Consider the following 26,460-nt stretch of genomic DNA (forward strand, 5'->3'; position numbering starts at 1 on the left):
TCAGCCCTCCGTCGCGGAGTCGGTCGCGGCGGCCTGCTCGGCCGGCGCGGTGGGGGTAGCGGTCGCAGCGGCGCCGGAGCGGGCCTCGCCGTCGCCGCGGCCGCGCTGCGGGCGGTCGCCGTCACGGCCGCGCTGCGGGCGGTCGCCGCGGGGCGGGCGCCCGCCGCCGCCGCGCGGGGCGGCGGCCTGCTGGGCGGCCAGCTCGCGCTGGGTGAGGTCGCCCTTGTAGATCCAAACCTTCACGCCGATGCGGCCGAAGGTGGTGCGCGCCTCGTAGAAGCCGTAATCGATGTTCGCGCGCAGGGTGTGCAGCGGCACGCGCCCCTCGCGGTAGAACTCCGAGCGGCTCATCTCCGCGCCGCCGAGGCGGCCGGAGCACTGCACGCGGATGCCCTGCGCGCCGGCGCGCTGCGCGGACTGCATGCCCTTGCGCATGGCGCGGCGGAAGGAGACGCGGCTGGACAGCTGCTCGGCGATGCCCTGGGCGACCAGCTGCGCCTCGACGTCGGGGTTCTTCACCTCGAGGATGTTCAGCTGCACCTGCTTGCCGGTGAGCTTCTCCAGCTCTCCGCGCAGGCGGTCCGCCTCCGCGCCGCGGCGGCCGATGACGATGCCCGGGCGCGCGGTGTGGATGTCCACGCGCACGCGGTCGCGGGTGCGCTCGATCTCGACGCGCGCGATGCCGGCGCGGTCCATGCCCTTGGACATGAGCCGCCGGATCGCGACGTCCTCCTTCACGTAGTCGCGGTACCGCTGCCCGGACCGGGTGCTGTCGGCGAACCACCGCGACTTGTGGTCGGTGGTGACGCCGAGGCGGAACCCGTGCGGGTTGACCTTCTGTCCCACTACTGGCCCCTCCTCGGGGTGCTCGTCTGCTGCTGCGCGCCGGCGCGCTCCGGGGAGGGCGCGACGACGACGGTGATGTGACTGGTGCGCTTGAGGATGCGCCCGGCCCGGCCCTGCGCCCGGGGGCGGAAGCGCTTCAGGGTCGGCCCCTCGTCCACGTACGCGGCCTCGACCACGAGCGAGCGCTCGTCGAAGGCCTCGCTGGCCCGGTCCGCCTTGACCCGGGCGTTGGCGATCGCGCTCTCGACCACCTTCAGGACCGGCTCGCTCGCCGCCTGGGGGGCGAAGCGCAGCACGGCCACCGCCTCGCTGGCGTGGCGGCCCCGGATCAGGTCCACCACCCGGCGGGCCTTCTGGGGCGTGACGCGGACGTACCGCGCCTGCGCCTTGGCTTCCATCGCTGTCCTACCTCGTCGCTCGTCGTCGCTGGGCGTGCTGCACCGGACCCCGCCGCGTCAGCGGCGGCGGCCCCGGCGGTCGTCCTTCTCGTGGCCGCGGAACGTCCGCGTCGGGGCGAACTCCCCCAGCTTGTGCCCGACCATCGACTCGGTGACGAAGACCGGGACGTGCTTGCGGCCGTCGTGCACCGCGATGGTGTGCCCGAGCATGTCCGGCACGATCATGGAGCGGCGCGACCACGTCCGGATCACGTTCTTGGTGCCCCGCTCGTTCTGCACGTCCACCTTCTTGATCAGGTGGTCGTCGACGAAGGGGCCCTTCTTCAGGCTGCGCGGCATGGGTCAGGCTCCTCAGCGCTTCTTGCCGGTGCGGCGGCGGCGGACGATCAGGCGGTCGCTGGCCTTGCCCGGACGGCGGGTGCGGCCCTCCGGCTTGCCCGCCGGGTTGACCGGGTGGCGGCCGCCGGAGGTCTTGCCCTCGCCACCGCCGTGCGGGTGGTCGACGGGGTTCATCGCGACGCCGCGCACGGTCGGGCGCTTGCCCTTCCAGCGCATGCGCCCAGCCTTGCCCCAGTTGATGTTGGACTGCTCGGCGTTGCCGACCTCGCCGACGGTCGCGCGGCAGCGCACGTCGACGATGCGGACCTCCCCGGAGGGCAGGCGCAGCTGCGCCTGGGTGCCCTCGCGGGCGACCAGCTGCACGGACGTGCCGGCGGAGCGGGCCAGCTTGGCGCCGCCGCCCGGGCGCAGCTCGATGGCGTGCACGACGGTGCCGACGGGGATGTTGCGCAGCGGCAGGTTGTTGCCGGGCTTGATGTCGGCCTCGGGCCCGTTCTCCACGCGGTCGCCCTGGCGCAGGCGCGTCGGCGCGAGGATGTAGCGCTTCGTGCCGTCGACGTAGTGCAGCAGCGCCAGGCGGGCCGTGCGGTTGGGGTCGTACTCGATGTGCGCGACCGTGGCCGGCACGCCGTCCTTGTCGTGGCGGCGGAAGTCGACCACGCGGTAGGCGCGCTTGTGGCCGCCGCCCTGGTGGCGGGTGGTGATGCGCCCGGAGCTGTTGCGGCCGCCCTTCTTGGGCAGCGGGCGCACGAGGGACTTCTCCGGCTCGCTGCGGGTGACCTCGACGAAGTCGGCGACGGACGAGCCGCGCCGGCCCGGCGTGGTGGGCTTGTAGTTGCGGATCCCCATCTCAGGCCCCTCCCCCGAAGATGTCGATGCTGCCCTCGCGCAGCGTCACGACGGCACGCTTGGTGTCCTTGCGGCGGCCGGTGCCGGTGCGGGTGCGGCGGCTCTTGCCCTGGCGGTTGATGGTGTTGACCGACTCCACCTTGACGCCGAAGACCCGCTCGACGGCGACCTTGATCTCCGTCTTGTTGGCCCGGGGGTCGACCAGGAACGTGTACTTGCCCTGGTCCAGGAGCGCGTAGCTCTTCTCCGAGACGACGGGCGCGCGCAGGACGTCGCGCGGGTCCTTGCCGACCCCCGAGCCGACCCCCGAGCCGACGCCGGCGCCCGGGTCAGCCGGGGCGTCCGTGGTCTGCGGCTGGCCGCTGGCGAGCTCGCTCATCGGGCCTCCTCCTCGCGTGCGAGCGCGGTGGCGCCCTCGCCCGTCGCCGGGCGGGCCAGGAAGGCCTCGAGGGCACCGCGGGTGAAGACGACGTCGTCGGCGCACAGGACGTCGTAGGTGTTCAGCTGGTCCGCGAACAGCAGGTGCACGTCGGACGCGTTGCGCAGGCTCCTCCAGCCGGTCTCGTCGCCGCGCGCCAGCACCACGAGGCGGGTGCGCCGCTCCGAGAGGCGGGCGAGGGCGGCCACGCCGGCGCTCGTGGACGGCGCGTCCCCGGCCACGACGGCGTCGAGGACGTGGATGCGGCCGTGGCGCGCCCGGTCGGACAGCGCCCCGCGCAGGGCGGCGGCCTTCATCTTCTTGGGCGTGCGCTGGGCGTAGTCGCGCGGCGTCGGGCCGTGCACGGTGCCGCCGCCCGCGAACTGCGGCGCGCGGATCGAGCCCTGGCGGGCGCGGCCGGTGCCCTTCTGCTTGTACGGCTTCTTGCCGCCACCGCGCACCTCGCCGCGCGTCTTCGTGTCGTGCGTGCCCTGGCGCGCCGCGGCCAGCTGGGCCACGACCACCTGGTGGATCAGGGGCACGTTGGTCACGGCGTCGAAGACCTCGGCGGGCAGCTCGACGGTGCCGGCGGCGGAGCCGTCGGCGGCGAGCACCGGCACGGTGCGGGCGGTCGCGGCGTCCTGGGCGGTCACGGCGTCCTGGGTGGTCACGGACATCTCAGGCCTCCTGCGGAGCGGCCTTGGCCGCGGTCTTGAGCAGCACCACGGCGCCCTTCGGGCCAGGGACGGCGCCCTTGACGAGCACCAGGCCGCGCTCGGCGTCGACGGCGTGGACGGTGAGGTTCTGCGTGGTCTGGCGCACCGCGCCCATGCGGCCGGCCATCTTCAGGCCCTTGAACACGCGGCCGGGCGTCGAGGCGCCGCCGATCGAGCCGGGCTTGCGGTGGTTGCGGTGCGCGCCGTGGCTGGCGGAGACGCCGGCGAAGCCGTGGCGCTTCATGACGCCGGCGGTGCCCTTGCCGCGGGTGGTGCCGACGACGTCGACCACCTGGCCCGCGGTGAACAGGTCGGCGGTCAGCTCCTGGCCGGGGGTGTACTGGCCGGCGTCGGAGGTGCGCAGCTCGACGACGTGGCGGCGCGGGGTGGTCCCGGCCTTGGCGAAGTGGCCGGCCAGGGGCTTGGTGACCTTGCGCGGGTCGATGGCGCCGAAGGCGAGCTGGACGCCGGCGTAGCCGTCGGACTCCTCCGTGCGGACCTGGGTGACCACGCACGGGCCGGCCTGCACGACCGTGACGGGCACGAGGCGGCCGGCGTCGTCCCAGACCTGCGTCATGCCGAGCTTGGCACCCAGCAGGCCGGCGACCCGGCGGGTGGTGGCGGTGCTCATGGTGTGTCGTTCCCTCGCAGCCGGCTCAGAGCTTGATCTCGATGTTCACGTCCGCGGGCAGGTCGAGGCGCATCAGCGAGTCGACGGCCTTCGGCGTGGGGTCGATGATGTCGATGAGGCGCTTGTGCGTGCGCATCTCGAAGTGCTCGCGGCTGTCCTTGTACTTGTGCGGCGAGCGGATCACCACGTACACGTTCTTCTCGGTCGGCAGCGGCACCGGGCCCACGACCGTCGCCCCGGCGTTCGTCACCGTGTCGACGATCTTGCGCGCCGAGCTGTCGATGACCTCGTGGTCGTAGGACTTGAGCCGGATGCGGATCTTCTGTCCCGCCATGGCGTCGGATCTCCCTCGTCGTCCCGCTGGTTCTCGGGGCGGACCGGACCGACCGACCCCCGAGGTCGGGCGTGTCGCGCTCGCCGCGCACGCCGCCGACCGGCGCTCTCGCGCCCTCCGAGCGGTGGCTGTCCCGTCCCGGTCCCCCGGGCGTCGCCGCTGCGGGGACCGCCGGCCCCCGGCGCCCGGTGGGCGCACGCGTCGAACAACCCCGCAATAGTGCCAGACGCGGCAGGCCGGCACCAAATCGCTGCGCGCCGAGGCCGGACCGCTGCACGCCCGGGCCGGATCGCCAGGACGCGCCGAGGGTGGCCCCGGCACGGCGCAGGGCCCGGACGCGGGGAGCGTCCGGGCCCTGCGGCGGCTGCCCCTCGCGGGGCCGGAGATCACTTGAGGATCTTGGTCACCTGGCCGGCGCCGACGGTGCGGCCGCCCTCGCGGATCGCGAAGCGCAGGCCCTCCTCCATGGCGATCGGCTGGATGAGCTGGACCGACATCTCCGTGTTGTCGCCGGGCATGACCATCTCGGTGCCCTCGGGCAGCGTGATGACACCGGTGACGTCGGTGGTGCGGAAGTAGAACTGCGGGCGGTAGTTCGAGTAGAACGGGTTGTGCCGGCCGCCCTCGTCCTTGGACAGGATGTAGACGCGGGCCTCGAACTCCGTGTGCGGCGTGATCGAGCCGGGCTTGCAGACGACCTGGCCGCGCTCGACGTCCTCGCGCTTGAGGCCGCGCAGCAGCAGGCCGACGTTCTCGCCCGCCTGGCCCTCGTCGAGCAGCTTGCGGAACATCTCGATGCCCGTGACCGTCGTGGTCTGCGACTTGTTGCGGATGCCGACGATCTCGACGCTCTCGTTGACCTTCAGCACGCCGCGCTCGATGCGGCCGGTGACCACGGTGCCGCGACCGGTGATCGTGAAGACGTCCTCGACGGGCATGAGGAACGGCTTGTCGACCTCGCGCTCCGGCTGCGGGATGGCGGTGTCGACCGCGTCCATGAGCTCCATCAGGCGCCCGCCCCACTCGGCGTCGCCCTCGAGCGCCTTCAGCGCCGAGACCCGCACGACCGGCAGGTCGTCGCCCGGGAACTCGTAGCTGGACAGCAGCTCGCGGACCTCCATCTCGACGAGCTCGAGGATCTCCTCGTCGTCGACCATGTCGGCCTTGTTCAGCGCCACCACGATGTAGGGGACGCCGACCTGGCGGGCCAGGAGGACGTGCTCCTTGGTCTGCGGCATCGGGCCGTCGGTGGCGGCGACCACGAGGATCGCGCCGTCCATCTGCGCCGCACCGGTGATCATGTTCTTGATGTAGTCGGCGTGGCCCGGGCAGTCGACGTGCGCGTAGTGCCGCGACTCGGTCTGGTACTCGACGTGCGCGATGGAGATCGTGATGCCGCGCTGCTTCTCCTCCGGCGCCTTGTCGATCTGGTCGAACGGCGTGAAGGGGTTCAGGTCCGGGTACTTGTCGTGCAGGACCTTGCTGATCGCGGCGGTCAGCGTGGTCTTGCCGTGGTCGATGTGACCGATCGTCCCGATGTTGACGTGCGGCTTGTTCCGCTCGAACTTGGCCTTGGCCACGAAGTCCTCCTGGTCGTTGCTGTTCTGTCGCGATGGTAGTCGTGCTCTCGCGCGCCCCGCAGGGCGCCGCTCACTCGCCGCGGGTCTTCTTGACGATCTCGTCGGCGACGTTGCGCGGCACCTCGGCGTAGCTGTCGAAGGTCATCGTGTACACCGCGCGGCCCTGGGTCTTGGACCGCAGGTCGCCGACGTACCCGAACATCTCCGACAGCGGGACCAGGGCGCGCACGATCTTGGCCCCGCTGATGTCCTCCATGGCCTGGATCTGGCCGCGGCGGGCGTTGAGGTCGCCGATCACGTCGCCCATGTAGTCCTCGGGCGTGCGCACCTCGACGGCCATGACCGGCTCGAGCAGCACCGGGTCGGCCTTGCGGACGCCCTCCTTGAGGACCATGGACCCGGCCACCTTGAACGCCATCTCCGAGGAGTCGACCTCGTGGTAGGCGCCGTCGAGCAGGGTGGCCCTGATCCCGACCAGCGGGTAGCCGGCGACGACGCCGAGCTGCATGGCGTCCTGGATGCCGGCGTCCACGCTGGGGATGTACTCGCGCGGGACGCGACCGCCGGTGACCTTGTTCTCGAACTCGTACAGCGCGCCCTCGGAGGTGTCCAGCGGCTCGAACCGCACCTGGACCTTCGCGTACTGGCCCGACCCGCCGGTCTGCTTCTTGTGGGTGTAGTCGATCTTGTCCACGGTGCGGCGGATCGTCTCGCGGTAGGCCACCTGCGGCTTGCCGACGCTGGCGTCGACCTTGAACTCGCGGCGCATCCGGTCCACGAGGATGTCGAGGTGGAGCTCGCCCATCCCCTTGATGATGGTCTGGCCGGTCTCCTCGTCGAGCTGGACCTGGAAGGTCGGGTCCTCCTCGGCGAGCTTCTGGATGGCCGTGGACAGCTTCTCCTGGTCGCCCTTGGTCTTGGGCTCGATGGCCACGGAGATCACGGGCTCCGGGAACGTCATCGACTCCAGGACGACCTGGTTCGCCGGGTCGCACAGCGTGTCGCCCGTCGTGGTGTCCTTCAGGCCGATCATCGCGTAGATGTGGCCGGCGGTGGCCTCGTCGACCGGGTTCTCCTTGTTGGAGTGCATCTGGAACAGCTTGCCGATGCGCTCCTTCTTGCCCTTGGTGGAGTTGACCACCTGGGCGCCGGAGGAGACCCGGCCCGAGTAGACCCGCACGTAGGTGAGCTTGCCGAAGAACGGGTGCGAGGCGACCTTGAACGCCAGCGCCGAGAACGGCTCGGTGGCGTCCGCGTGGCGGACGACGACCTCGTCCTCGTCCCCGACCTTGTGGCCCTCGACCGGCGGCACGTCCAGCGGGGAGGGCAGGTAGTCCAGGACGGCGTCGAGCATGGGCTGCACGCCCTTGTTCTTGAACGCCGAGCCGCACAGGACGGGGTAGAGCTGGCTGGAGACCGTGAGCTGGCGGATGGCGCCCTTGATCTCCTCAGGCGTGAGGTCCTCACCGCCGAGGTACTTCTCCAGCAGCTCCTCGTCGGACTCCGCGACCGTCTCCACCAGCTGCTGGCGGTACTCGGCGGCCTGCTCGGCGAGCTCGGCGGGGATCTCCTCGATCGTGTACGCCTCGCCCTTGCCGGTGTCCCCGCGCCAGGTCAGGGCGCGCATGTACACCAGGTCGACGACGCCGACGAAGCTGCTCTCCGAGCCGATCGGCAGCTGGACCACCAGCGGGGTCGCGCCCAGGCGCTCCTTGATGGTGCGCACGGTGAAGAAGAAGTCCGCACCGAGCTTGTCCATCTTGTTGACGAAGCAGATGCGCGGGACGTCGTACTTGTCCGCCTGCCGCCAGACCGTCTCCGACTGCGGCTCGACGCCCTCCTTGCCGTCGAAGACGGCGACGGCGCCGTCGAGCACCCGCAGCGACCGCTCGACCTCGACCGTGAAGTCGACGTGGCCGGGCGTGTCGATGATGTTGATCTGGGTGCCCTCCCAGAAGCAGGTGGTGGCCGCGGAGGTGATGGTGATCCCCCGCTCCTGCTCCTGCTCCATCCAGTCCATCGTGGCCGCGCCGTCGTGGACCTCGCCGATCTTGTAGTTGATCCCCGTGTAGAAGAGGATCCGCTCCGTCGTCGTGGTCTTGCCGGCGTCGATGTGCGCCATGATGCCGATGTTGCGGACCTTGGTGAGGTCCGTCAGCACGTCCAGTGCCACGCTGTGGTCCTGCCTGTCCGGCCCGGGGGCCATGGGAGTGGTGGTGCCGTGGGTCCCCCGCGGGCCCGGCTCGCGCCGGGACGCGGGGGCGGTGGGCGGCGCCGGGCCGCCGTCCTGGCCGGACGGCGGCCCGCCGGCCTCACCAGCGGTAGTGCGCGAAGGCCTTGTTCGACTCGGCCATCTTGTGCGTGTCCTCGCGGCGCTTGACCGCAGCGCCCAGGCCGTTGCTGGCGTCGAGGATCTCGTTCATCAGCCGCTCGGTCATCGTCTTCTCGCGGCGGGCGCGGGCGTAGCCGACGAGCCAGCGCAGGGCGAGGGTGGTCGAGCGGGACGCGCGGACCTCGATCGGCACCTGGTAGGTGGCGCCGCCGACGCGGCGGGAGCGCACCTCGAGGGCGGGGCGGACGTTGTCCATCGCCTTCTTCAGCGCGACCGTCGGGTCCTGGCCGCTCCTCTCGCGGGCGCCCTCGAGCGCGCCGTACACGATCCGCTCGGCGACGGACTTCTTGCCGTCGACGAGGATCTTGTTGACGAGCTGCGTGACGAGCGGCGAGCCGTAGACCGGGTCGACGACGAGCGGCCGCTTCGGGGCCGGTCCCTTGCGAGGCATCAGCTGTTCCCCTTCTTCGCGCCGTAGCGGCTGCGTGCCTGCTTGCGGTTCTTGACCGCCTGGGTGTCCAGCGCACCGCGGACGATCTTGTAGCGGACGCCCGGGAGGTCCTTCACGCGGCCGCCGCGCACGAGGACGATCGAGTGCTCCTGCAGGTTGTGGCCCTCGCCCGGGATGTAGGCGGTGACCTCGACCTGGCTGGACAGCCGGACGCGGGCGACCTTGCGCAGCGCCGAGTTCGGCTTCTTGGGGGTGGTGGTGTAGACGCGGGTGCACACGCCGCGACGCTGCGGGCTCCCCTTGAGGGCCGGCGTCTTGGTCTTGACGGCCTTGTCCTGGCGGCCCTTGCGGACCAGTTGCTGGATCGTGGGCACCGGGTCTCCGAACGTGTTCTGCGTGGGTGCGTGGTGGTGGCCGGGAGCACCTCCCAGCCGGCCGGGCTCCGGCCCCCGTGCTCGGGCGTGTCGCGCCTCGCCCGGGCCCGCCGGGCCCGAGCGCACGGAGGCCCGGGCAGGCCCGGGCTCGGAACAAGGGTACGTGAGCGGTGCGCGGGCAGTCAAAGCGCCCGGCACGCCCCCGCGGGCCGCGCCGCAGGCGGTGCCGGTCGCGGGGACCGGCGCCGCCCGCGGCGGGGATCAGCGGCCGTAGCCGCCGGTGTCGTACTCCTCCAGCGGCACGGCCTGGCCGGACCCGCTGCCGAAGTAGCTGTCGTAGTCGGTCTCGTCGTAGCCCGGGACCGCGTACATCGCGGCCTTGGCCTCCTCGGTGGGCTCCACCCGCACGTCGCGGTACCGGGACAGCCCGGTGCCGGCGGGGATGAGCTTGCCGAGGATGACGTTCTCCTTCAGCCCGAGCAGCGGGTCGCTGCGGCCGTTGAGGGCCGCCTCGGTCAGCACCCGGGTGGTCTCCTGGAAGGAGGCCGCCGACAGCCAGGACTCCGTGGCCAGCGAGGCCTTGGTGATGCCCATCAGCTCGGGGCGGCCGGCCGCCGGCGTGCCGCCCTCGGCGACGACGCGGCGGTTCTCCGCCTCGAAGCGCGAGCGCTCGGCCAGCTCGCCGGGCAGCAGCTCGGCGTCCCCGGAGTCGATGATCGTCACCCGGCGCAGCATCTGCCGGACGATGACCTCGATGTGCTTGTCGTGGATGCCCACGCCCTGGCTGCGGTAGACCCGCTGGACCTCGTCCACCAGGTGCTTCTGCACCGCGCGCGGGCCGAGGATGCGCAGCACCTGCTTGGGGTCGACCGACCCCATCACGAGCTGGCGCCCGACCTCGACGTGCTCGCCGTCGCTCACGAGCAGGCGCGCGCGCTTGCTCACCGAGTAGGCGATCTCCTCCGACCCGTCGTCCGGCGTGATGACCAGGCGGCGGGTGCGGTCGGCGTCCTCGACCTCCACGCGGCCGGCGACCTCGGCGATCGGGGCCTGCCCCTTGGGGGTGCGGGCCTCGAACAGCTCCTGCACGCGCGGCAGGCCGTGCGTGATGTCGCCGCCCTCGGAGGCGACCCCGCCGACGTGGAAGGTGCGCATCGTCAGCTGCGTGCCCGGCTCGCCGATCGACTGGGCGGCGATGATGCCGACCGCCTCGCCGATGTCCACGAGCTTGCCGCTGGCCAGCGACCGGCCGTAGCACAGGGCGCAGGTGCCGACGCGGGACTCGCAGGTGAGGACCGAGCGGATCTTCACCTCGCGCACCCCGCGGGCCACCAGGGCGTCGATGAGCACGTCCCCGACGTCGGTGCCCGCCTCGGCCACGACCTCGCCGTCCACCGCGACGTCGGCCGCCAGGGTGCGGGCGTAGACGCTGGTCTCCACGGTGTCGAGCTTGCGCAGGGCGCCGCTGGCGTCCTGCGCCGCGATCGGCAGCGTGAGGCCGCGCTCGGTGCCGCAGTCGTCCTCGCGCACGATGACGTCCTGGGAGACGTCCACCAGACGCCGGGTCAGGTACCCGGAGTCGGCGGTGCGCAGGGCGGTGTCGGCCAGGCCCTTGCGGGCGCCGTGCGTGGAGATGAAGAACTCCAGCACGGACAGGCCCTCACGGAAGCTGGACTTCACCGGCCGCGGGATGATCTCGCCGCGCGGGTTCGCCACGAGGCCCTTCATGCCGCCGATCTGGCGCATCTGCATCCAGTTGCCGCGCGCGCCCGAGGTCACCATCCGGTAGATGGTGTTCTTCGGGTCGATCGAGGCCTCGAGGTCCTCGGCGACCTTGTTGGTGCCGAGGGTCCAGATCTCGATGAGCTCCTGGCGGCGCTCGTCGTCGGTGATCAGGCCCTGCTCGTACTGGCGCTGCACCTTCTCCGCGCGCGCCTCGTGCTCCTCGAGGATCGCCTGCTTGTGGTCGGGCGAGACCAGGTCGGAGATCGCGATGGTCGTGCCCGAGCGGGTGGCCCAGTGGAAGCCGGCCTCCTTCAGGGCGTCGAGCGTCGCGGCGACCTGGACCTTCGGGTAGCGCTCGGCCAGGTCGTTGACGATCGCAGACAGGCGCTTCTTGTCCACCGTGGCGTTGACGAAGCGGTAGTCCGTCGGCAGCGTCTCGTTGAACAGGGCGCGCCCGAGCGTGGTCTCGACCACGAGCGGCTCGCCGTCCTGGTGCCCCTCGGGCACCGCCGCGCCCGCCGGCGGGACGACGCCCTCCAGGCGGATGCGCACCTGCGCGCCCAGGTCGAGCGAGCCGGCGTCGAAGGCCATGATCGCCTCGGCCACCGAGCCGAACACCCGGCCCTCGCCGACCGCGCCCTCCGCCTGCGAGGTGAGGTGGAAGAGCCCGATGACCATGTCCTGGGTGGGCATGGTGACGGGGCGGCCGTCGGCGGGCTTGAGGATGTTGTTGCTCGAGAGCATCAGGACGCGGGCCTCGGCCTGCGCCTCCGCGCTCAGGGGCAGGTGCACGGCCATCTGGTCGCCGTCGAAGTCGGCGTTGAACGCCGTGCAGACGAGCGGGTGGATCTGGATGGCCTTGCCCTCGACCAGCTGCGGCTCGAACGCCTGGATGCCCAGGCGGTGCAGCGTGGGCGCGCGGTTGAGCAGCACCGGGTGCTCGGTGATGACCTCCTCGAGCACGTCCCACACCACCGGGCGGGCGCGCTCGACCATGCGCTTGGCCGACTTGATGTTCTGCGCGTGGTTGAGGTCGACCAGGCGCTTCATGACGAACGGCTTGAACAGCTCCAGCGCCATCGGCTTGGGCAGGCCGCACTGGTGCAGCTTCAGCTGCGGGCCGACGACGATGACCGAGCGGCCGGAGTAGTCGACGCGCTTGCCGAGCAGGTTCTGGCGGAAGCGGCCCTGCTTGCCCTTGAGCATGTCGGACAGCGACTTCAGCGGGCGGTTGCCCGGGCCGGTCACCGGCCGGCCGCGGCGGCCGTTGTCGAACAGCGCGTCGACGGCCTCCTGCAGCATCCGCTTCTCGTTGTTGACGATGATCTCGGGCGCGCCGAGGTCCAGCAGCCGCTTGAGCCGGTTGTTCCGGTTGATCACGCGGCGGTACAGGTCGTTGAGGTCGGACGTCGCGAACCGGCCGCCGTCCAGCTGCACCATCGGGCGCAGGTCCGGCGGGATCACCGGGACGGCGTCCAGGACCATCCCCAGCGGGGAGTTGGACGTGGTGAGGAACGCGGAGACGACCTTCAGGCGCTTGAGCGCGCGCGTCTTGCGCTGGCCCTTGCCCGTGCGGATGGTCTCGCGCAGCGACTCGGCCTCGGCCTGCAGGTCGAAGGACTCCAGGCGCTTCTGGATGGCCGCGGCGCCCATGCCGCCCTCGAAGTAGAGGCCGTACCGGTCGCGCAGCTCCCGGTAGAGCATCTCGTCGCCCTCGAGGTCGGCGACCTTCAGCTTGGCGAAGCGGTCCCACACCTGGGTGAGGCGGTCGATCTCGGCGTCCGCCCGGCGGCGGATCGCGTTCATCTCCCGCTCGGCGGACTCGCGCACGCGGCGGCGCGCGTCGCCCTTGGCGCCCTCGGCCTCGAGCTCGGCGAGGTCGGCCTCGAGCTTCTGGGCCCGGGCCTCCACGTCGGCGTCGCGGCGGTCGGCGACCTGCTTCTTCTCCACGTCCATCTGCGCCTGCAGCGAGGGCAGGTCGCGGTGGCGCGACTCCTCGTCCACGGACGTGATCATGTACGCCGCGAAGTAGATGATCTTCTCGAGGTCCTTGGGCGCCAGGTCCAGCAGGTAGCCCAGGCGGCTCGGGACGCCCTTGAAGTACCAGATGTGGGTGACGGGGGCGGCCAGCTCGATGTGGCCCATCCGCTCGCGGCGCACCTTGGCGCGGGTGACCTCCACCCCGCAGCGCTCGCAGATGATGCCCTTGAAGCGGACGCGCTTGTACTTGCCGCAGTAGCACTCCCAGTCCCGGGTGGGACCGAAGATCTTCTCGCAGAAGAGCCCGTCCTTCTCCGGCTTGAGGGTGCGGTAGTTGATGGTCTCGGGCTTCTTCACCTCGCCGTGGGACCACTGACGGATGTCGTCGGCGGTGGCGAGGCCGATGCGCAGCTCGTCGAAGAAGTTGACGTCGAGCACGAGGTTCCTCTCGCTCAGGTGGTGCTCAGGTGGTGCTGTGGGGTGAGGTCGCGCCGCTCCCGGCGGCCGGCCCGGTGGGCCGGCCGCCGGCGGCGATCAGACCTCCTCGACGCTGCTGGGCTCGCGACGCGACAGGTCGATGCCCAGCTCCTCGGCGGCCCGGAAGACGTCGTCGTCCGTCTCCCGCATCTCGATCGACGTGCCGTCGCTGGAGAGGACCTCCACGTTCAGGCACAGGGACTGCATCTCCTTGATGAGCACCTTGAAGGACTCGGGGATCCCGGGCTCGGGGATGTTCTCGCCCTTGACGACGGCCTCGTAGACCTTCACGCGGCCCAGGACGTCGTCCGACTTGATCGTCAGCAGCTCCTGCAGGGCGTAGGCGGCGCCGTACGCCTCCAGCGCCCAGACCTCCATCTCGCCGAACCGCTGGCCGCCGAACTGGGCCTTCCCGCCCAGGGGCTGCTGCGTGATCATCGAGTAGGGGCCGGTGGAGCGGGCGTGGATCTTGTCGTCCACGAGGTGGTGCAGCTTCAGGATGTACATGTAGCCCACCGACACCGGCTCCGGGAACGGCTCGCCGGAGCGGCCGTCGAACAGCCGCGCCTTGCCGGTGCCGTCGACCAGGCGGACGCCGTCGCGCGTCGGGGTCGTCGACTCCAGCAGCCCGGTGATCTCGTCCTCGGAGACGCCGTCGAAGACCGGGGAGGCGACCGGGGTGTCCGGGGCGACCTCGCGCACCTGCTCGGGGATGCGCACGGCCCACTCCGGGGCGCCCTCGATCGCCCAGCCCTGCTTGGCGATCCAGCCCAGGTGCAGCTCGAGGACCTGGCCGACGTTCATGCGGCCCGGCACGCCGAGCGGGTTGAGCACGATGTCGACCGGCGTGCCGTCCTCGAGGAACGGCATGTCCTCGACCGGGAGGATCTTGGAGATCACGCCCTTGTTGCCGTGGCGGCCGGCGAGCTTGTCGCCGTCGGTGATCTTGCGCTTCTGGGCGACGTACACGCGCACCAGCTGGTTCACGCCCGGGGGCAGCTCGTCGCCGTCCTCGCGGTCGAAGACTTTCACGCCGATGACCGTGCCGGACTCCCCGTGGGGCACCTTCAGGGAGGTGTCGCGCACCTCGCGCGCCTTCTCGCCGAAGATCGCGCGCAGCAGCCGCTCCTCCGGGGTCAGCTCGGTCTCGCCCTTGGGCGTGACCTTGCCGACGAGGATGTCGCCGGGGACGACCTCGGCGCCGATGCGGATGATGCCGCGCTCGTCGAGGTCGGCCAGGACCTCCTCGGCGACGTTGGGGATGTCCCGGGTGATCTCCTCCGGGCCCAGCTTGGTGTCGCGGGCGTCGACCTCGTGCTCCTCGATGTGGATCGAGGACAGGACGTCGTCCTGCACGACCCGCTGGGAGAGGATGATCGCGTCCTCGTAGTTGTGGCCCTCCCACGGCATGAACGCCACGAGCAGGTTGCGGCCCAGCGCCAGCTCCCCCTGGTCGGTCGAGGGGCCGTCGGCGAGGACCGTGCCGGCCTCGACGTGGGTGCCCTCCACCGCGAGGACGCGCTGGTTGTACGAGGTGCCCTGGTTGGAGCGGCGGAACTTCGCCAGCCGGTAGGTGCTGGTCGTGCCGTCGTCGTTGGCCACGGTCACCGCGTCGGCGGAGACCTGCGTCACCGCGCCCGGCTTCTCGGCCACGAGCACGTCGCCGGCGTCCACGGCCGCGTGCAGCTCCATGCCCGTGCCCACCAGGGGCGCCTCGGCGCGCACCAGCGGCACCGCCTGGCGCTGCATGTTCGAGCCCATGAGCGCGCGGTTGGCGTCGTCGTGCTCGAGGAAGGGGATCATCGCCGTCGCCACCGACACCATCTGGCGCGGGGAGACGTCCATGTAGTCGACCTCGTCGGCCGGCACGAACTCGGCCTCGCCGCCCTTCGCGCGCACCAGGACGCGCGCCTCGGCGAAGGAGCCGTCGCCCGTCAGCGGCGCGTTGGCCTGCGCGATGACGTGCTCGTCCTCCTCGTCCGCGGTCAGGTAGTGCACCTCGTCGGAGACGCGGCCGGCGACCACCCGGCGGTACGGGGTCTCCACGAAGCCGAACGGGTTGATCCGCCCGTAGCTGGACAGCGACCCGATCAGGCCGATGTTCGGGCCCTCCGGGGTCTCGATCGGGCACATGCGCCCGTAGTGCGAGGGGTGCACGTCGCGCACGTCCATGCCGGCGCGGTCGCGCGAGAGGCCGCCGGGGCCGAGCGCGGACAGGCGGCGCTTGTGGGTCAGACCGGCCAGCGGGTTGGTCTGGTCCATGAACTGGCTGAGCTGGCTCGTCCCGAAGAACTCCTTGATGGAGGCCACGACGGGGCGGATGTTGATCAGCGTCTGCGGTGTGATCGCCTCGACGTCCTGGGTCGTCATCCGCTCGCGGACGACGCGCTCCATGCGCGAGAGGCCGGTGCGCACCTGGTTCTGGATCAGCTCGCCGACCGCGCGCAGGCGCCGGTTGCCGAAGTGGTCGATGTCGTCGACCTCGACGCGGATCTCGGCGTCCTGGCCGCCGCGGCGACCCTTCATCGTCGAGCCCCCGGCGTGCAGGGTGACCAGCAGCCGGATCGTGGCGACGATGTCCTCGACCGAGAGGGTGCCCGCGCTCAGCGGCTCCTCCAGCCCCAGCTTGCGGTTGAGCTTGTAGCGGCCGACCTTCGCCAGGTCGTAGCGCTTGGGGTTGAAGTACAGGTTCTCGAGCAGCGTCTGGGCCGCCTCGCGCGTCGGGGGCTCGCCCGGGCGCAGCTTGCGGTAGATGTCGAGCAGCGCCTCGTCCTGGCCAGCGGTGCTGTCCTTCTCCAGCGTCGCCCGCACCGACTCGAACTGCCCGAACTCCTCGAGGATCTGGGCGTCGGTCCAGCCCAGCGCCTTGAGCAGCACCGTGACCGACTGCTTGCGCTTGCGGTCGATGCGCACACCGACCATGTCGCGCTTGTCGACCTCGAACTCCAGCCACGCGCCGCGCGACGGGATGATCTTTGCGGTGAAGACGTCCTTGTCGGAGGTCTTGTCGATGGCGCGCTCGAAGTAGGCGCCCGGGGAGCGCACGAGCTGGGAGACGACGACGCGCTCGGTGCCGTTGATGACGAACGTGCCGCGCGGGGTCATGAGCGGGAAGTCGCCCATGAAGACCGTCTGGCTCTTGATCTCGCCGGTGGTGGCGTTCATGAACTCGGCCGTGACGAACAGCGGCGCGGCGTAGGTCATGTCCCGCTCCTTGCACTCCTCCAGGGAGTACTTGGGCGGCTCGAAGCGGTGGTCGCGGAAGGACAGCGACATGGAGCCCGAGAAGTCCTCGATCGGGGAGATCTCCTCGAAGATGTCCTCGAGGCCGGAGGTCTCGGGGACCTCGCCGGTGGTCTTGGCCTGGGCGACGCGCTCGCGCCAGCGCTCGTTGCCGAGCAGCCAGTCGAAGCTCTCCGTCTGGAGGGCGAGCAGGTCGGGGACGTCGAGCGGTTCGCGGATCTTGGCGAAGGAGACGCGGCGGGTGGCCGCGGAGGTGGAGCTGGAGCGGAGCGAGGTGCGCGAGGCGACCAAGAGGAGTCCTTCCACGGGCCTGCAGGCGATGCGTGCGCGCGCCGATCGACCCTCGACCGGTACCGGCCTCAGGTGAGCATGGGTGTGCGCAAACCGGTAGCCTAGCCCGCCCGAGCGCACAAGTCCAACGGCGCGTCCGGGGGGCGCGGTCTCCGTCGACCGCTGGTGCTCCCGTGGCGGCGTCGAGCATGCACGCCGTCCTCGGGCACGTCAAGCAGCGGCGCGCCGGAGCACGCTGTCGGTACCGCACCCACCTCAGCGCCGCACGCCCCCTGCGCATTCCCGCCCCGCACGCGCCGGCGGCGCCGGCCCCCTGCGCGGGGACCGGCGCCGCCGGCGGTGCCGTGGTGCTGGTGGTGCCGTGGTGCTGGCCGTGCTCGTGGTGCTGCTGCCTCAGGCAGCGCGCCTCACTTGACGGAGACGGTCGCGCCGGCGCCCTCGAGCTGCGCCCGGGCCTTGTCGGCGGCGTCCTTGGCGACCTTCTCCAGGACGGGCTTGGGGGCGCCGTCCACGAGGTCCTTGGCCTCCTTCAGGCCGAGGCTGGTCAGGGCGCGCACCTCCTTGATGACCTGGATCTTCTTGTCGCCGGCGGCCTCGAGGACGACGTCGAACTCCGTCTGCTCCTCGGCGGCCTCGGCCTCGGCGCCACCGCCACCGGCGGCCGGGGCGGCGCCCGCGACGGCGATGGGGGCCGCGGCGGTGACCTCGAAGGTCTCCTCGAACTTCTTCACGAACTCCGACAGCTCGATCAGCGTCATGTCCTTGAACGCGTCGAGCAGCTCGTCGGTGGACAGCTTCGCCATGGTGGCGTCCTCCTCGCTGGGTGGTGCACGGTCTGGGCGGTGGATCGGGGTGGTGCGGTGAGGCGGCTCAGGCCTCGGACGCCGCCTGCTCCGCCGCGGGGGCGTCGTCGGCGGGCGCGGCCGGGGCCGGCGCGCCGCCGGCCTCCTCGACCTTGGCGCGCAGCGCGTCCACGGTGCGGACGGCCTGCGACAGCGGCGCGTTGAACAGGTACGCGGCGCGCGTGAGCGACGCCTTCAGCGCGCCGGCCAGCTTGGCCAGCAGGACCTCGCGGGACTCCAGGTCCGCGAGGCTGGAGACGTCGGCGGCCGTGAGGGCGCGGCCCTCGAGGTACCCGCTCTTGATCACCAGCTGGGGGTTGGTGCGGGCGAACGCGCGCAGGCCCTTGGCGGCCTCCACGGGGTCGCCGGTGATGAACGCGATCGCGGTGGGGCCGGACAGCTGGCCGTCGAACGCGTCGAGGCCCGCCTGCTTGGCCGCGATGGCGGTGAGGGTGTTCTTCACGACCGCGTAGCTGCCGTGCTCGCCGAGCGAGCGGCGCAGCTCCTTGAGCTGGGCGACGGTCAGCCCGCGGTACTCGGTCAGAACCCCCGCGCTGGACGTGCGGAACCGGTCCGTGAGCTCGGCGACTGCTGCCGCCTTGTCAGGCCTGGCCATGGACCCTCCTTCCCGGGGTGGTTGCCGGTGCACGGGACGTGCGGGAAGGGCCCGGACGCGCGGAGAGCCCCGGCGCAGGGCGCACGGGGCTCGCAGGGCCGCGCGCAGCGCGGCCGGGGATCTCGTCACACCTGCGCTGGACGCCCGCGGAGCGGGACCTTCGGCCTCCCTGGCGGGCGGCGACCGGCGGTCTTCGGCATCGACCAGGATACACGCCCGCGCGGGCGCGCTCACCACATGGCGAGGGCCGCCGTCCCGCTGCAGCAGCGGGGCGGCGGCCCTCGGGCGCGCGTCGAGCCAGGGCTCAGGCGGGAGCGTCCGCCTCCAGCAGGTCGCGGGTGCGGCTCGGGTCCACCGGCACGCCCGGGCCCATGGTGGTGGCGATGGTCGCCTTCTCCACGTACCGGCCCTTGGACGCCGCGGGCTTCAGGCGCAGCACCTCCTCGAGGGCGGCGGCGTAGTTCTCCACGAGCTGCTGCTCGCCGAAGGAGACCTTGCCGATCACGAAGTGCAGGTTCGCGTGCTTGTCGACGCGGAACTCGATCTTGCCGCCCTTGATCTCGGTGACGGCCCGGGCGACGTCCATGGTCACCGTGCCGGTCTTCGGGTTCGGCATCAGGCCGCGCGGGCCGAGCACGCGGCCGAGGCGGCCGACCTTGCCCATGAGGTCCGGCGTGGCGACGGCGGCGTCGAAGTCGAGGAAGCCGCCGGCGACGCGCTCGATCAGCTCGTCGCCGCCGACGACGTCCGCGCCCGCGGCCTCGGCCTGCGCGGCACGCTCGCCGGTGGCGAAGACCAGCACGCGGGCGGTCTTGCCGGTGCCGTGCGGCAGGTTCACGGTGCCGCGGACCATCTGGTCGGCCTTGCGCGGGTCCACGCCGAGGCGCAGCGCCACCTCCACGGTGGCGTCGTAGGCGGTGACCGAGGTGTCCTTGGCGAGGCGGACGGCCTCGAGGGGTGCGTAGGAGCGCTCGCGGTCGATCTTCTCGGCGGCGGCGCGGTAGGCCTTGCTGCGCTTCACGGGTCTTCTCCTGGGTCGTGGTCGGCGGGCCGGGCGGCCCTCCCACCGGCGCGGGGTGCCCGCGCCGTGCGTCGTGCGGCGCCCCGGGGGACGCACCGGGTGCAGCGCGCGGGAGGGCGCGCTGCTTCCCGGGTCAGTCCTGGACGGTGATGCCCATCGAGCGGGCGGTGCCCGCGATGATCTTGCTGGCGGCGTCGACGTCGTTGGCGTTGAGGTCGGCCATCTTCTGCTCGGCGATCTCGCGCACCTGGGCGGTGCTCAGGGAGGCCACCTTGGTGGTGTGCGGGGTGCCGGAGCCCTTGGCGACGCCGGCGGCCTTCTTGATCAGCTCCGCCGCGGGCGGGGTCTTGAGGACGAAGGTGAAGGAGCGGTCCTCGTAGACCGTGATCTCGACCGGGATCACGTTGCCGCGCTGGGCCTCGGTCGCGGCGTTGTAGGCCTTGCAGAACTCCATGATGTTCACGCCGTGCTGGCCCAGGGCGGGGCCGATCGGCGGGGCCGGCGTGGCCGCACCGGCGTTGATCTGCAGCTTGATGAGCCCGGAGACTCGCTTCTTGGGGGGCATGGCGGTCCTCGTGTCGGTCGCCGGGTCGCTGCCCGGCGCGGTGCGGGGTCGGTGCGGGAGTCGGTGCGTGGGTGCTGTGGTGCGCGGCGTCAGATCTTGGCGACCTGGCCGAAGGAGAGCTCGACCGGCGTCTCGCGGCCGAAGATGGAGACCAGGACCTGCACGGTGCGGCGGTCCACGTTGATCTCCGAGATCGTCGCCGGCATGGTCTCGAAGGGGCCCTCCATGACCGTGACGGACTCGCCGACCTCGAAGTCGACCTCGGTGACCGGGGCCGGCCGGCTGGCCGCCCTGGTCTCCTTGGGGGCGAGCGTCGGGGCGAGCATGGAGAAGACCTCCTCCAGGCTCAGCGGCACCGGCTGGTGGGTGTGCCCGACGAAGCCGGTCACGCCGGGGGTGTGCCGCACGGCGCCCCAGGACTCGTCCGTGAGGTCCATGCGCACGAGCACGTAGCCCGGGATGCGCACGCGGCGCACCGTCTTCGGCTGCCCGTTCTTGATCTCCCGGACCTCCTCCATGGGCACCTCGACCTGGAAGATGTAGTCCTCCATGTTGAGGCTGGAGATGCGGTTCTCCAGGTTGCCCTTCACCCGGTTCTCGTAGCCGGCGTAGGAGTGCACGACGTACCAGTCGCCCGGCGCCCGGCGCAGCTGCGCCTTGAACTCCTCGACGGGGTCGACGTCGTCGTCCTCGCCGCCCGCGGTGGCCGGAGCGGTGTCCGCAGCGGGCGCCGCGGAGGGAGCGGTCGCCGCGGCCGCAGCGGCGTGCTGCTCGTCCTCCGGGGCGTCGTCGACGCCGAGCCGGACGTCGAGGTCGACGTCCAGGTAGCCGCCGGTGCTCCCGCTCTCGGGGGTGTTCTCGGACACGGTGGGACCTGCTTCCTGCGGTGGTGCCGGGTGGGAGCTCGGGCTGGCGCGGACGGCGGCGGGTCAGCCGCCCCCGCCGAGGACCCACAGCACCAGCCGCCCGAACCCGAGGTCGAGGAGGGAGACGTAGACCATCACCACGACCACGAACACGAGCACGACCGACGTGTAGGTCACCAGCTCGTCGCGCGTGGGGCGCACGACCTTCTTCAGCTCGGCGACGACCTGGCGCAGGAACAGCGAGAGGCGGGCGAGGAGGCCCGGGCGGCGCTGCGGGCGCGACGGGGCGCCGTGGGCGCCACCCGCTCGGGTCTCGGTCACGTGGCTCCTGCGCCTCTCCTGTCGACTGCGTGCTGGCGGTCGCCGCGCGGCGTCCGACGTCCTGTGCGGGCCCCGCCGGCGGACCGGCGGGGCGCTCGCGCAGGGCAGGTGGGACTCGAACCCACAACCGCCGGTTTTGGAGACCGGTGCGCTGCCAGTTGCGCCACTGCCCTTCGGCAGCGACCGCCCCCGCCGCACCGGCACCCGTGGTGCGGCCAGCGGGCAGCACGGAGCCACCGGGCGCCCAGCATACGCGGCGGCGGCGTCCCGGGTCGAACCGCCGCACCGCCGGCCCCGCACCGCACGTCCCGGTCGAGGCCGCGGGCGCGCGGTGGGAGGATCCTGCGACGTGAGCCAGCCGCCCGCCGCAGCCCCCTCCCCCGCACCCGCCCCCGCCCGCGCCGCCGGGCGGCGCGTCTCCGCCCGCGTCGGCGGCATCGCCGAGTCGGCCACGCTCGCCGTGGACGCGCGGGCGAAGGCGCTGAAGGCGGCCGGCCGGCCGGTGATCGGCTTCGGCGCGGGCGAGCCGGACTTCCCCACCCCGGAGGCGATCGTGCAGGCCGCCGTCGCGGCGTGCCGCGACCCGCGCGACCACCGCTACACCCCCGCCGCCGGGCTGCCCGAGCTGCGCGCCGCGATCGCGGCCAAGACCGCCCGCGACTCCGGGTACGAGGTGGCCCCCGAGCAGGTGCTCGTCACCAACGGCGGCAAGCAGGCCGTCTACACGGCCTTCGCGACGCTGCTCGACCCCGGCGACGAGGTGCTGCTGCCCGCGCCGTACTGGACGACGTACCCCGAGGCCGTCCGCCTGGCCGGCGGGGTGCCGGTGGAGGTCTTCGCCGGCGAGGACCAGGGCTACCTGGTCACCGTCGAGCAGCTGGAGGCCGCGCGCACCAGCGCGACGAAGGTGCTCCTGCTGTGCTCGCCGTCCAACCCGACCGGCGCGGTCCACCCGCCCGAGCTGGTGCGCGAGATCGGGCGCTGGGCGGCCGAGGCCGGGATCTGGGTGGTCGCCGACGAGATCTACGAGCACCTCGTCTACGACGGCGCCGTGGCCGCCTCGGCGCCGGTGCAGGTGCCGGAGCTCGCCGAGCGCTGCGTCGTGCTCAACGGGGTGGCCAAGACGTACGCGATGACCGGCTGGCGCGTGGGCTGGATGATCGGCCCGACCGACGTCGTGCGGGCGGCGACGAACCTGCAGTCGCACCTGACGTCGAACGTCGCCAACGTCTCCCAGCGCGCGGCGCTCGCGGCGGTCAGCGGCGACCTGAGCGCGGTGGCGGCGATGCGCGAGGCGTTCGACCGGCGCCGCCGCACGATGGTCTCGATGCTCTCGGACGTCGACGGGGTCGAGTGCCCGATGCCGCAGGGGGCGTTCTACGCCTACCCGAGCGTGCACGGGGTGCTCGGGCGCAGCATCCGCGGGCGCACGCCGACGACGTCCGCGGATCTGGCGGAGCTGGTGCTGGAGGAGGCCGAGGTCGCCGTCGTGCCCGGCGAGGCGTTCGGGCCCTCCGGCTACCTGCGCCTGTCGTACGCGCTCGGGGACGACGACCTCGTCGAGGGCGTCGGCCGGATCCAGGCCCTGCTCGCCGAGGCCCGCTGACCCGGCGCCACCGCGTCCTGCGCGCGGGTCAGAGGGAGCAGCCGACGAGGTCGGGCTCGGGGACGAGCTCGAGGCCGAACCGCTCGCGCACCCCGTCGCGCACCTCGCGCGCCAGCGCCAGGACGTCGGCCGCGCTCGCGCCGCCCCGGTTGGTCAGGGCGAGGGTGTGCTTGGTCGAGATGGCCGCCGGGCCGGGCAGCCCGTGGCCGCGGGCGAAGCCGGCGTGCTCGATCAGCCACGCCGCGCTGGTCTTCACGCGCCCGCCGCCGGCGTCGAAGCGGGGCGCGCCCTGCGGCAGCGCGGCCGCCGCCGCGGCGTCGAGCACCGGGTTGGTGAAGAACGAGCCGGCGCTCCAGGTGTCGGGGTCGTGCGCGTCCACGACCATCCCGCGCCGGCGGCGCAGGCGCAGGACGGCCTCGCGCACGTCCGCCAGCGGCACCCGCTGCCCGACCGCGACGCCGAGCTCTCCCGCGAGCGCGGGGTAGCGCACGGGCGTCGACAGCTCGGAGAGGGCCAGCTGGAAGACGACGTCGAGGACGACGAAGCGGCCCGGCTCGGCCTTGAAGCGCGACCAGCGGTAGCCGAAGCCGCACTCGGCGGCGGCGAAGGTGCGCCGCCGGCCCTCGCGCCGGTCCCAGGTGGTGACGCGAGCGAGGGTGTCCGCGACCTCCTGGCCGTAGGCGCCGACGTTCTGCACGGGCGTGGCGCCGGTCGACCCCGGGATGCCGGACATGGCCTCCATCCCCGCGAGGCCGTCCGCCACGGTGCGGGCGACCAGGGCGTCCCAGTCCTCCCCCGCCGCGACCCGCACCAGCGCCCCGCCGCAGGCGTCGGCGGACTCCACCCGCACGCCGCCGGTGCGCACGAGCACGACGGTGCCGTCGAACCCGCCGTCCCCGACGAGCAGGTTCGACCCGCCGCCGACCACGAGCACCGGCTGCCCCGCCGCGTCGGCGGAGCGGACGGCGTCCACGAGCTCGTCCTCGGTGCGCGCTCCCACGAGGCGCCGGGCCGGCCCGCCGACGCGCAGCGTGGTCAGGTCTGCCAGGCGCACGACGGCGCCCGCGGTGGGAGCGCCCGCAGGAGCGCCGACGGGGGTGCTCGCGGCGGTGCTCGCGGCGGTGCTCGCGGCGGTGGTCGCGGGGGTGCTCACGAGCGACCAGGCTAGGCGTCGGCCGGCGCCGCGGCGCGCTCCCGGCGCTCCGCGGCCGGCGGCGAGGCCGCCACGCGGCTGACGAGCAGGGACGGCACGGCGACGGCCGCGACGACGAGCAGGGCGGAGAGCACGCCGACGCGGTCGCCGAGGAAGCCCAGCAGCGGGGGGCCGGCGAGGAAGGCCGTGTACCCGATGGTGGAGACCGCGCTGACCCGCTGCGCCGCGCGCACCGGGTCGTCGGCGGCGGCGCTGATGCCCACGGGGAAGCCGAGCGAGGCGCCGGCGCCCCACACCAGGGCCCCGACCACGGCGACGGCGTAGGAGCCGCCGAGGACGAAGACCAGCACGCCGGCCAGGGACAGCAGCATCGTCGCGCGCAGCACGGGCACGCGGCCCCAGCGGTCCAGCGCCCTCGTGCCCGCCAGGCGCGCGATCGTCATGGCCGTGACGAAGGCCGCGAAGCCGAGGGCGCCGAGCGCGGGCGAGGCGCCGTACCCGTCGACCAGGGCGATGCTCAGCCAGTCGTTCGCGGTGCCCTCGGTGAAGGCGGCCGAGAGCACCAGGACGCCGACGAGCAGCGTGCGCCCCTCGGTCCAGGCCGACAGCGCCGAGCCGCGCCCGCCGTGCGCCGCGCCACCGCCCGAGGGCGCCCCGCCCACGGCGCGCGGCAGGAACGAGCGCGCCTGGACGACGACGACGGTCGCGGCCAGCACCGCCACGACGGCCAGGTGCACCTGCACCGGGACCCGCAGCCACGCGGCCAGCGCGCCGCCGGCCGCACCGGCCACCGTGCCGGAGCTGAACCCGGCGTGGAAGGCCGGCATGATGCTGCGGCCCAGGTGGCGCTCGACGGCGGCGCCCTCGAGGTTCATCGCGACGTCCCACAGGCCCATCCCGACGCCGAGGGCCAGCAGCCCCGCCCCGGTGAGCAGCGGCGAGTGCAGCAGGTGGGCGGCGACGCCGGCCCAGGCGAGCCCCGCGGTGGTGAGCACCGCGGAGGCCGCGACGGTCGCGGCCGGGCCCACGCGCGCCGCGATGCCCCCGGCGAGCGGCAGGGCCGCCACCGACCCGACCGCGCCCACGAGGAGCAGCAGCCCGAGCCGGCCCGGGCTCAGCGCAAGCGCCTCCTGGGTCTCGGGCAGGCGCGAGACCCAGGAGGCGAACCCGAAGCCGTTGAGGGCGAAGGCGGCGAAGACCGCGGTGCGGGCCGCCAGGACGGCGCGGCGGGACGGCGCGGGCGCGGCCGAGGACCCGGAGGACGGCGCGGAGGACGAGGGCACGGTGCTCCCAGGAGGCCGGCGGGACGAGGGCCCGCTGCAGATCGAATCGATTCGACACCTATCGTCGACCCCGTGCCAGCCACCGGTCAAGCCAGCGGCGCGCCGCCGCGCCGGCCGACGCTGCGGGACGTCGCCGCGCGCGCGGAGGTCTCGGCGTCCACGGCGTCGCTGGCCTTCGCCGGCGACGCCCGCGTGGCGCCCCCCACGCGCGAGCGGGTGCTGGCCGCGGCCGCCGAGCTCGGGTACCCGGGCCCGGACCCCCTGGCGCGCTCGCTGCGCCAGGGGCGCTCGGGCGTCGTCGGCGCGGTGGTCGGGGAGCGGCTCGGCTACGCCTTCGCCGACCCGTTCGCGGTCGCCACCCTCGACGGGCTCGCCGAGGAGGTCGGGGCGCTGGGCTCCGCGCTGCTCCTGCTCTCGGGCGGCGAGGACGACGATCGGCGCCTGGCGCGGGTGGCGCACGTGCCCGTGGACGCCGTCGTCTACGCCACCTGCGGCGGGCCGGCGGACCCGGCCGTGGACCTGCTGCTGCGCCGCGGCGTGCCCGTGGTGGGCATCGAGGGCCCGCGCGCGCCCGGGGTGCACCTCGTCGACGTCGACAACCGCGGCTCCAGCGCGGATCTCGCGCGCGAGCTCGTGCGCCTGGGCCACCGGCGCGTCGCGGTGGCCACCCTCCCGTGGCGCCTGGACGGGCGGCGGGGGCCGCTGGACGCCGCTCGCCGGTGCGCGGCGCCCGGCTACGACGACGCGCGCCTGCGGCTGCTGGGCGTCGAGGACGTGCTCGCCCCGAGCGGCGTGTGGGAGTGCGCCGGCAACCAGCGCGAGGAGGGCGCGCTGGCGGCGCGGGCCCTGCTCGCCGACGGCGCCGGGCGCCCCCTGCCCCCCGGCCGCCGCCCCACCGCGCTGGTCGCGCAGTCGGACCTGCTGGCGGTGGGCGCGGTGCTCGCCGCGCAGGAGCTGGGGCTGCGCGTGCCGCAGGACGTCTCGGTCGCCGGCTACGACGGCATCGAGACGCCCTGGCTGGGCGGCGCGGTGCTCACCACGGTCGAGCAGCCGGCGGCGGAGAAGGGCCGGGCCGCCGGGCGGATGGTGGCCGCGCTGCTGCGCGGGGAGTCCCCGCCGGACGTGGACCTGCCGGTGCGGCTGCGGCGCGGCACGACCACCGGGCCGCCCCCGCTCTGAACCGGCGCGAGCCGGCCTGGGCCG

Annotated in this window: 24 protein-coding genes and 1 tRNA gene; 2 read left to right on the forward strand and 23 right to left on the reverse strand. The window is 73.1% G+C overall.

Going from position 1 to position 26,460, the window contains the following annotated elements; genetic code table 11:
- The 21 genes from rpsC to BLS82_RS03895 all read right to left on the reverse strand — a co-directional run bounded on the left by rpsC (window position 1) and on the right by BLS82_RS03895 (window position 21,388).
- Window positions 1-846, reverse strand: a complete 846-nt coding sequence (gene rpsC, locus BLS82_RS03795) for a 30S ribosomal protein S3 (protein ID WP_092861666.1) — start codon at window positions 844-846, stop codon at window positions 1-3.
- The gene (rplV, locus tag BLS82_RS03800) at window positions 846-1,244 is read right to left on the reverse strand and encodes a 50S ribosomal protein L22 (protein ID WP_092861668.1); all 399 of its coding nucleotides are present in this window, start codon (window positions 1,242-1,244) and stop codon (window positions 846-848) included. The genes rpsC and rplV overlap by 1 nt, the downstream gene beginning before the upstream one ends.
- A gap of 57 nt (window positions 1,245-1,301) precedes the next feature.
- Window positions 1,302-1,583, reverse strand: a complete 282-nt coding sequence (rpsS, locus tag BLS82_RS03805) for a 30S ribosomal protein S19 (protein ID WP_092861670.1) — start codon at window positions 1,581-1,583, stop codon at window positions 1,302-1,304.
- A gap of 12 nt (window positions 1,584-1,595) precedes the next feature.
- Complete coding sequence (rplB, locus tag BLS82_RS03810; protein ID WP_092861672.1) at window positions 1,596-2,432, reverse strand: 50S ribosomal protein L2; 837 nt, start codon at window positions 2,430-2,432, stop codon at window positions 1,596-1,598.
- Between the two features lies 1 nt (window position 2,433).
- A complete protein-coding gene (gene rplW / locus BLS82_RS03815; RefSeq protein WP_092861674.1) occupies window positions 2,434-2,811 on the reverse strand; it encodes a 50S ribosomal protein L23 in 378 nt (125 codons plus the stop codon).
- Complete coding sequence (rplD, locus tag BLS82_RS03820; RefSeq protein ID WP_092861676.1) at window positions 2,808-3,527, reverse strand: 50S ribosomal protein L4; 720 nt, start codon at window positions 3,525-3,527, stop codon at window positions 2,808-2,810. The genes rplW and rplD overlap by 4 nt, the downstream gene beginning before the upstream one ends.
- A 1-nt stretch (window position 3,528) precedes the next feature.
- Window positions 3,529-4,197: a 50S ribosomal protein L3 gene (gene rplC / locus BLS82_RS03825; protein WP_092861678.1), complete on the reverse strand. Its 669-nt coding sequence runs from the start codon at window positions 4,195-4,197 to the stop codon at window positions 3,529-3,531.
- A gap of 25 nt (window positions 4,198-4,222) precedes the next feature.
- Complete coding sequence (rpsJ, locus tag BLS82_RS03830) at window positions 4,223-4,531, reverse strand: 30S ribosomal protein S10 (protein ID WP_092861680.1); 309 nt, start codon at window positions 4,529-4,531, stop codon at window positions 4,223-4,225.
- A 386-nt stretch (window positions 4,532-4,917) separates the two neighbouring features.
- Window positions 4,918-6,111: an elongation factor Tu gene (gene tuf / locus BLS82_RS03835; RefSeq protein ID WP_092861682.1), complete on the reverse strand. Its 1,194-nt coding sequence runs from the start codon at window positions 6,109-6,111 to the stop codon at window positions 4,918-4,920.
- Window positions 6,112-6,181: 70 nt separating this feature from the next.
- The gene (gene fusA / locus BLS82_RS03840; protein ID WP_092861684.1) at window positions 6,182-8,284 is read right to left on the reverse strand and encodes an elongation factor G; all 2,103 of its coding nucleotides are present in this window, start codon (window positions 8,282-8,284) and stop codon (window positions 6,182-6,184) included.
- A 139-nt stretch (window positions 8,285-8,423) separates the two neighbouring features.
- Window positions 8,424-8,894, reverse strand: coding sequence for a 30S ribosomal protein S7 (gene rpsG / locus BLS82_RS03845; RefSeq protein WP_092861686.1), 471 nt, complete (start codon window positions 8,892-8,894; stop codon window positions 8,424-8,426).
- Window positions 8,894-9,268 (reverse strand): 30S ribosomal protein S12, encoded by a 375-nt coding sequence (rpsL, locus tag BLS82_RS03850; RefSeq protein WP_092861688.1) that lies wholly within the window; start codon window positions 9,266-9,268, stop codon window positions 8,894-8,896. Before rpsL ends, rpsG begins: the two co-directional genes overlap by 1 nt.
- Window positions 9,269-9,529: 261 nt before the next feature.
- Window positions 9,530-13,411 carry a DNA-directed RNA polymerase subunit beta' gene (locus BLS82_RS03855; RefSeq protein WP_092861690.1) on the reverse strand — a complete coding sequence of 1,294 codons (3,882 nt, stop codon included), beginning with the start codon at window positions 13,409-13,411 and terminating at the stop codon, window positions 9,530-9,532.
- A 96-nt stretch (window positions 13,412-13,507) separates the two neighbouring features.
- Window positions 13,508-16,984, reverse strand: coding sequence for a DNA-directed RNA polymerase subunit beta (rpoB, locus tag BLS82_RS03860; RefSeq protein WP_092861692.1), 3,477 nt, complete (start codon window positions 16,982-16,984; stop codon window positions 13,508-13,510).
- A gap of 407 nt (window positions 16,985-17,391) precedes the next feature.
- Entirely contained in the window at window positions 17,392-17,787 is a 396-nt protein-coding gene (rplL, locus tag BLS82_RS03865; protein WP_092861694.1) for a 50S ribosomal protein L7/L12, read from the reverse strand.
- Between the two features lie 67 nt (window positions 17,788-17,854).
- Window positions 17,855-18,442, reverse strand: coding sequence for a 50S ribosomal protein L10 (rplJ, locus tag BLS82_RS03870; protein WP_092861696.1), 588 nt, complete (start codon window positions 18,440-18,442; stop codon window positions 17,855-17,857).
- A 304-nt stretch (window positions 18,443-18,746) separates the two neighbouring features.
- Window positions 18,747-19,463: a 50S ribosomal protein L1 gene (rplA, locus tag BLS82_RS03875; RefSeq protein ID WP_092861698.1), complete on the reverse strand. Its 717-nt coding sequence runs from the start codon at window positions 19,461-19,463 to the stop codon at window positions 18,747-18,749.
- Between the two features lie 133 nt (window positions 19,464-19,596).
- Window positions 19,597-20,028 carry a 50S ribosomal protein L11 gene (rplK, locus tag BLS82_RS03880; protein ID WP_092861700.1) on the reverse strand — a complete coding sequence of 144 codons (432 nt, stop codon included), beginning with the start codon at window positions 20,026-20,028 and terminating at the stop codon, window positions 19,597-19,599.
- Between the two features lie 89 nt (window positions 20,029-20,117).
- Window positions 20,118-20,894 carry a transcription termination/antitermination protein NusG gene (nusG, locus tag BLS82_RS03885; RefSeq protein ID WP_255378083.1) on the reverse strand — a complete coding sequence of 259 codons (777 nt, stop codon included), beginning with the start codon at window positions 20,892-20,894 and terminating at the stop codon, window positions 20,118-20,120.
- A 63-nt stretch (window positions 20,895-20,957) separates the two neighbouring features.
- A complete protein-coding gene (gene secE, locus BLS82_RS03890; RefSeq protein WP_176818909.1) occupies window positions 20,958-21,215 on the reverse strand; it encodes a preprotein translocase subunit SecE in 258 nt (85 codons plus the stop codon).
- Between the two features lie 100 nt (window positions 21,216-21,315).
- A tRNA-Trp gene (locus tag BLS82_RS03895) sits at window positions 21,316-21,388 on the reverse strand.
- A gap of 176 nt (window positions 21,389-21,564) precedes the next feature.
- Here BLS82_RS03895 and BLS82_RS03900 point away from each other — a divergent pair.
- Entirely contained in the window at window positions 21,565-22,821 is a 1,257-nt protein-coding gene (locus BLS82_RS03900; protein WP_176818910.1) for a pyridoxal phosphate-dependent aminotransferase, read from the forward strand.
- 28 nt (window positions 22,822-22,849) lie between these two features.
- Here BLS82_RS03900 and BLS82_RS03905 read toward each other — a convergent pair whose 3' ends face one another.
- Both BLS82_RS03905 and BLS82_RS03910 read right to left on the reverse strand, forming a co-directional pair.
- Window positions 22,850-23,974, reverse strand: coding sequence for a UDP-N-acetylmuramate dehydrogenase (locus tag BLS82_RS03905; protein WP_255378084.1), 1,125 nt, complete (start codon window positions 23,972-23,974; stop codon window positions 22,850-22,852).
- Window positions 23,975-23,985: 11 nt separating this feature from the next.
- Entirely contained in the window at window positions 23,986-25,257 is a 1,272-nt protein-coding gene (locus BLS82_RS03910; RefSeq protein WP_092861706.1) for an MFS transporter, read from the reverse strand.
- A gap of 72 nt (window positions 25,258-25,329) precedes the next feature.
- Between BLS82_RS03910 and BLS82_RS03915 the strand changes: the two genes are divergently transcribed.
- On the forward strand, window positions 25,330-26,436 hold the full coding sequence (locus BLS82_RS03915; RefSeq protein WP_092861708.1) for a LacI family DNA-binding transcriptional regulator: 1,107 nt from the start codon (window positions 25,330-25,332) through the stop codon (window positions 26,434-26,436).
- The last annotated feature ends 24 nt before the right edge of the window (window positions 26,437-26,460 follow it).

This window comes from Quadrisphaera sp. DSM 44207, assembly GCF_900101335.1.
Lineage (GTDB): Bacteria > Actinomycetota > Actinomycetes > Actinomycetales > Quadrisphaeraceae > DSM-44207.

Bases quoted from the DNA above. Each gene is read 5' to 3' on its own strand.
- rplJ (WP_092861696.1), bottom strand. From the start codon at position 18,442: ATGGCCAGGCCTGACAAGGCGGCAGCAGTCGCCGAGCTCACGGACCGG.
- rplV (WP_092861668.1), bottom strand. From the start codon at position 1,244: ATGGAAGCCAAGGCGCAGGCGCGGTACGTCCGCGTCACGCCCCAGAAG.
- rplD (WP_092861676.1), bottom strand. From the start codon at position 3,527: ATGTCCGTGACCACCCAGGACGCCGTGACCGCCCAGGACGCCGCGACC.
- rplC (WP_092861678.1), bottom strand. From the start codon at position 4,197: ATGAGCACCGCCACCACCCGCCGGGTCGCCGGCCTGCTGGGTGCCAAG.
- rpsJ (WP_092861680.1), bottom strand. From the start codon at position 4,531: ATGGCGGGACAGAAGATCCGCATCCGGCTCAAGTCCTACGACCACGAG.
- rplL (WP_092861694.1), bottom strand. From the start codon at position 17,787: ATGGCGAAGCTGTCCACCGACGAGCTGCTCGACGCGTTCAAGGACATG.
- rpsS (WP_092861670.1), bottom strand. From the start codon at position 1,583: ATGCCGCGCAGCCTGAAGAAGGGCCCCTTCGTCGACGACCACCTGATC.
- rplK (WP_092861700.1), bottom strand. From the start codon at position 20,028: ATGCCCCCCAAGAAGCGAGTCTCCGGGCTCATCAAGCTGCAGATCAAC.
- rpsG (WP_092861686.1), bottom strand. From the start codon at position 8,894: ATGCCTCGCAAGGGACCGGCCCCGAAGCGGCCGCTCGTCGTCGACCCG.
- rplB (WP_092861672.1), bottom strand. From the start codon at position 2,432: ATGGGGATCCGCAACTACAAGCCCACCACGCCGGGCCGGCGCGGCTCG.
- rplW (WP_092861674.1), bottom strand. From the start codon at position 2,811: ATGAGCGAGCTCGCCAGCGGCCAGCCGCAGACCACGGACGCCCCGGCT.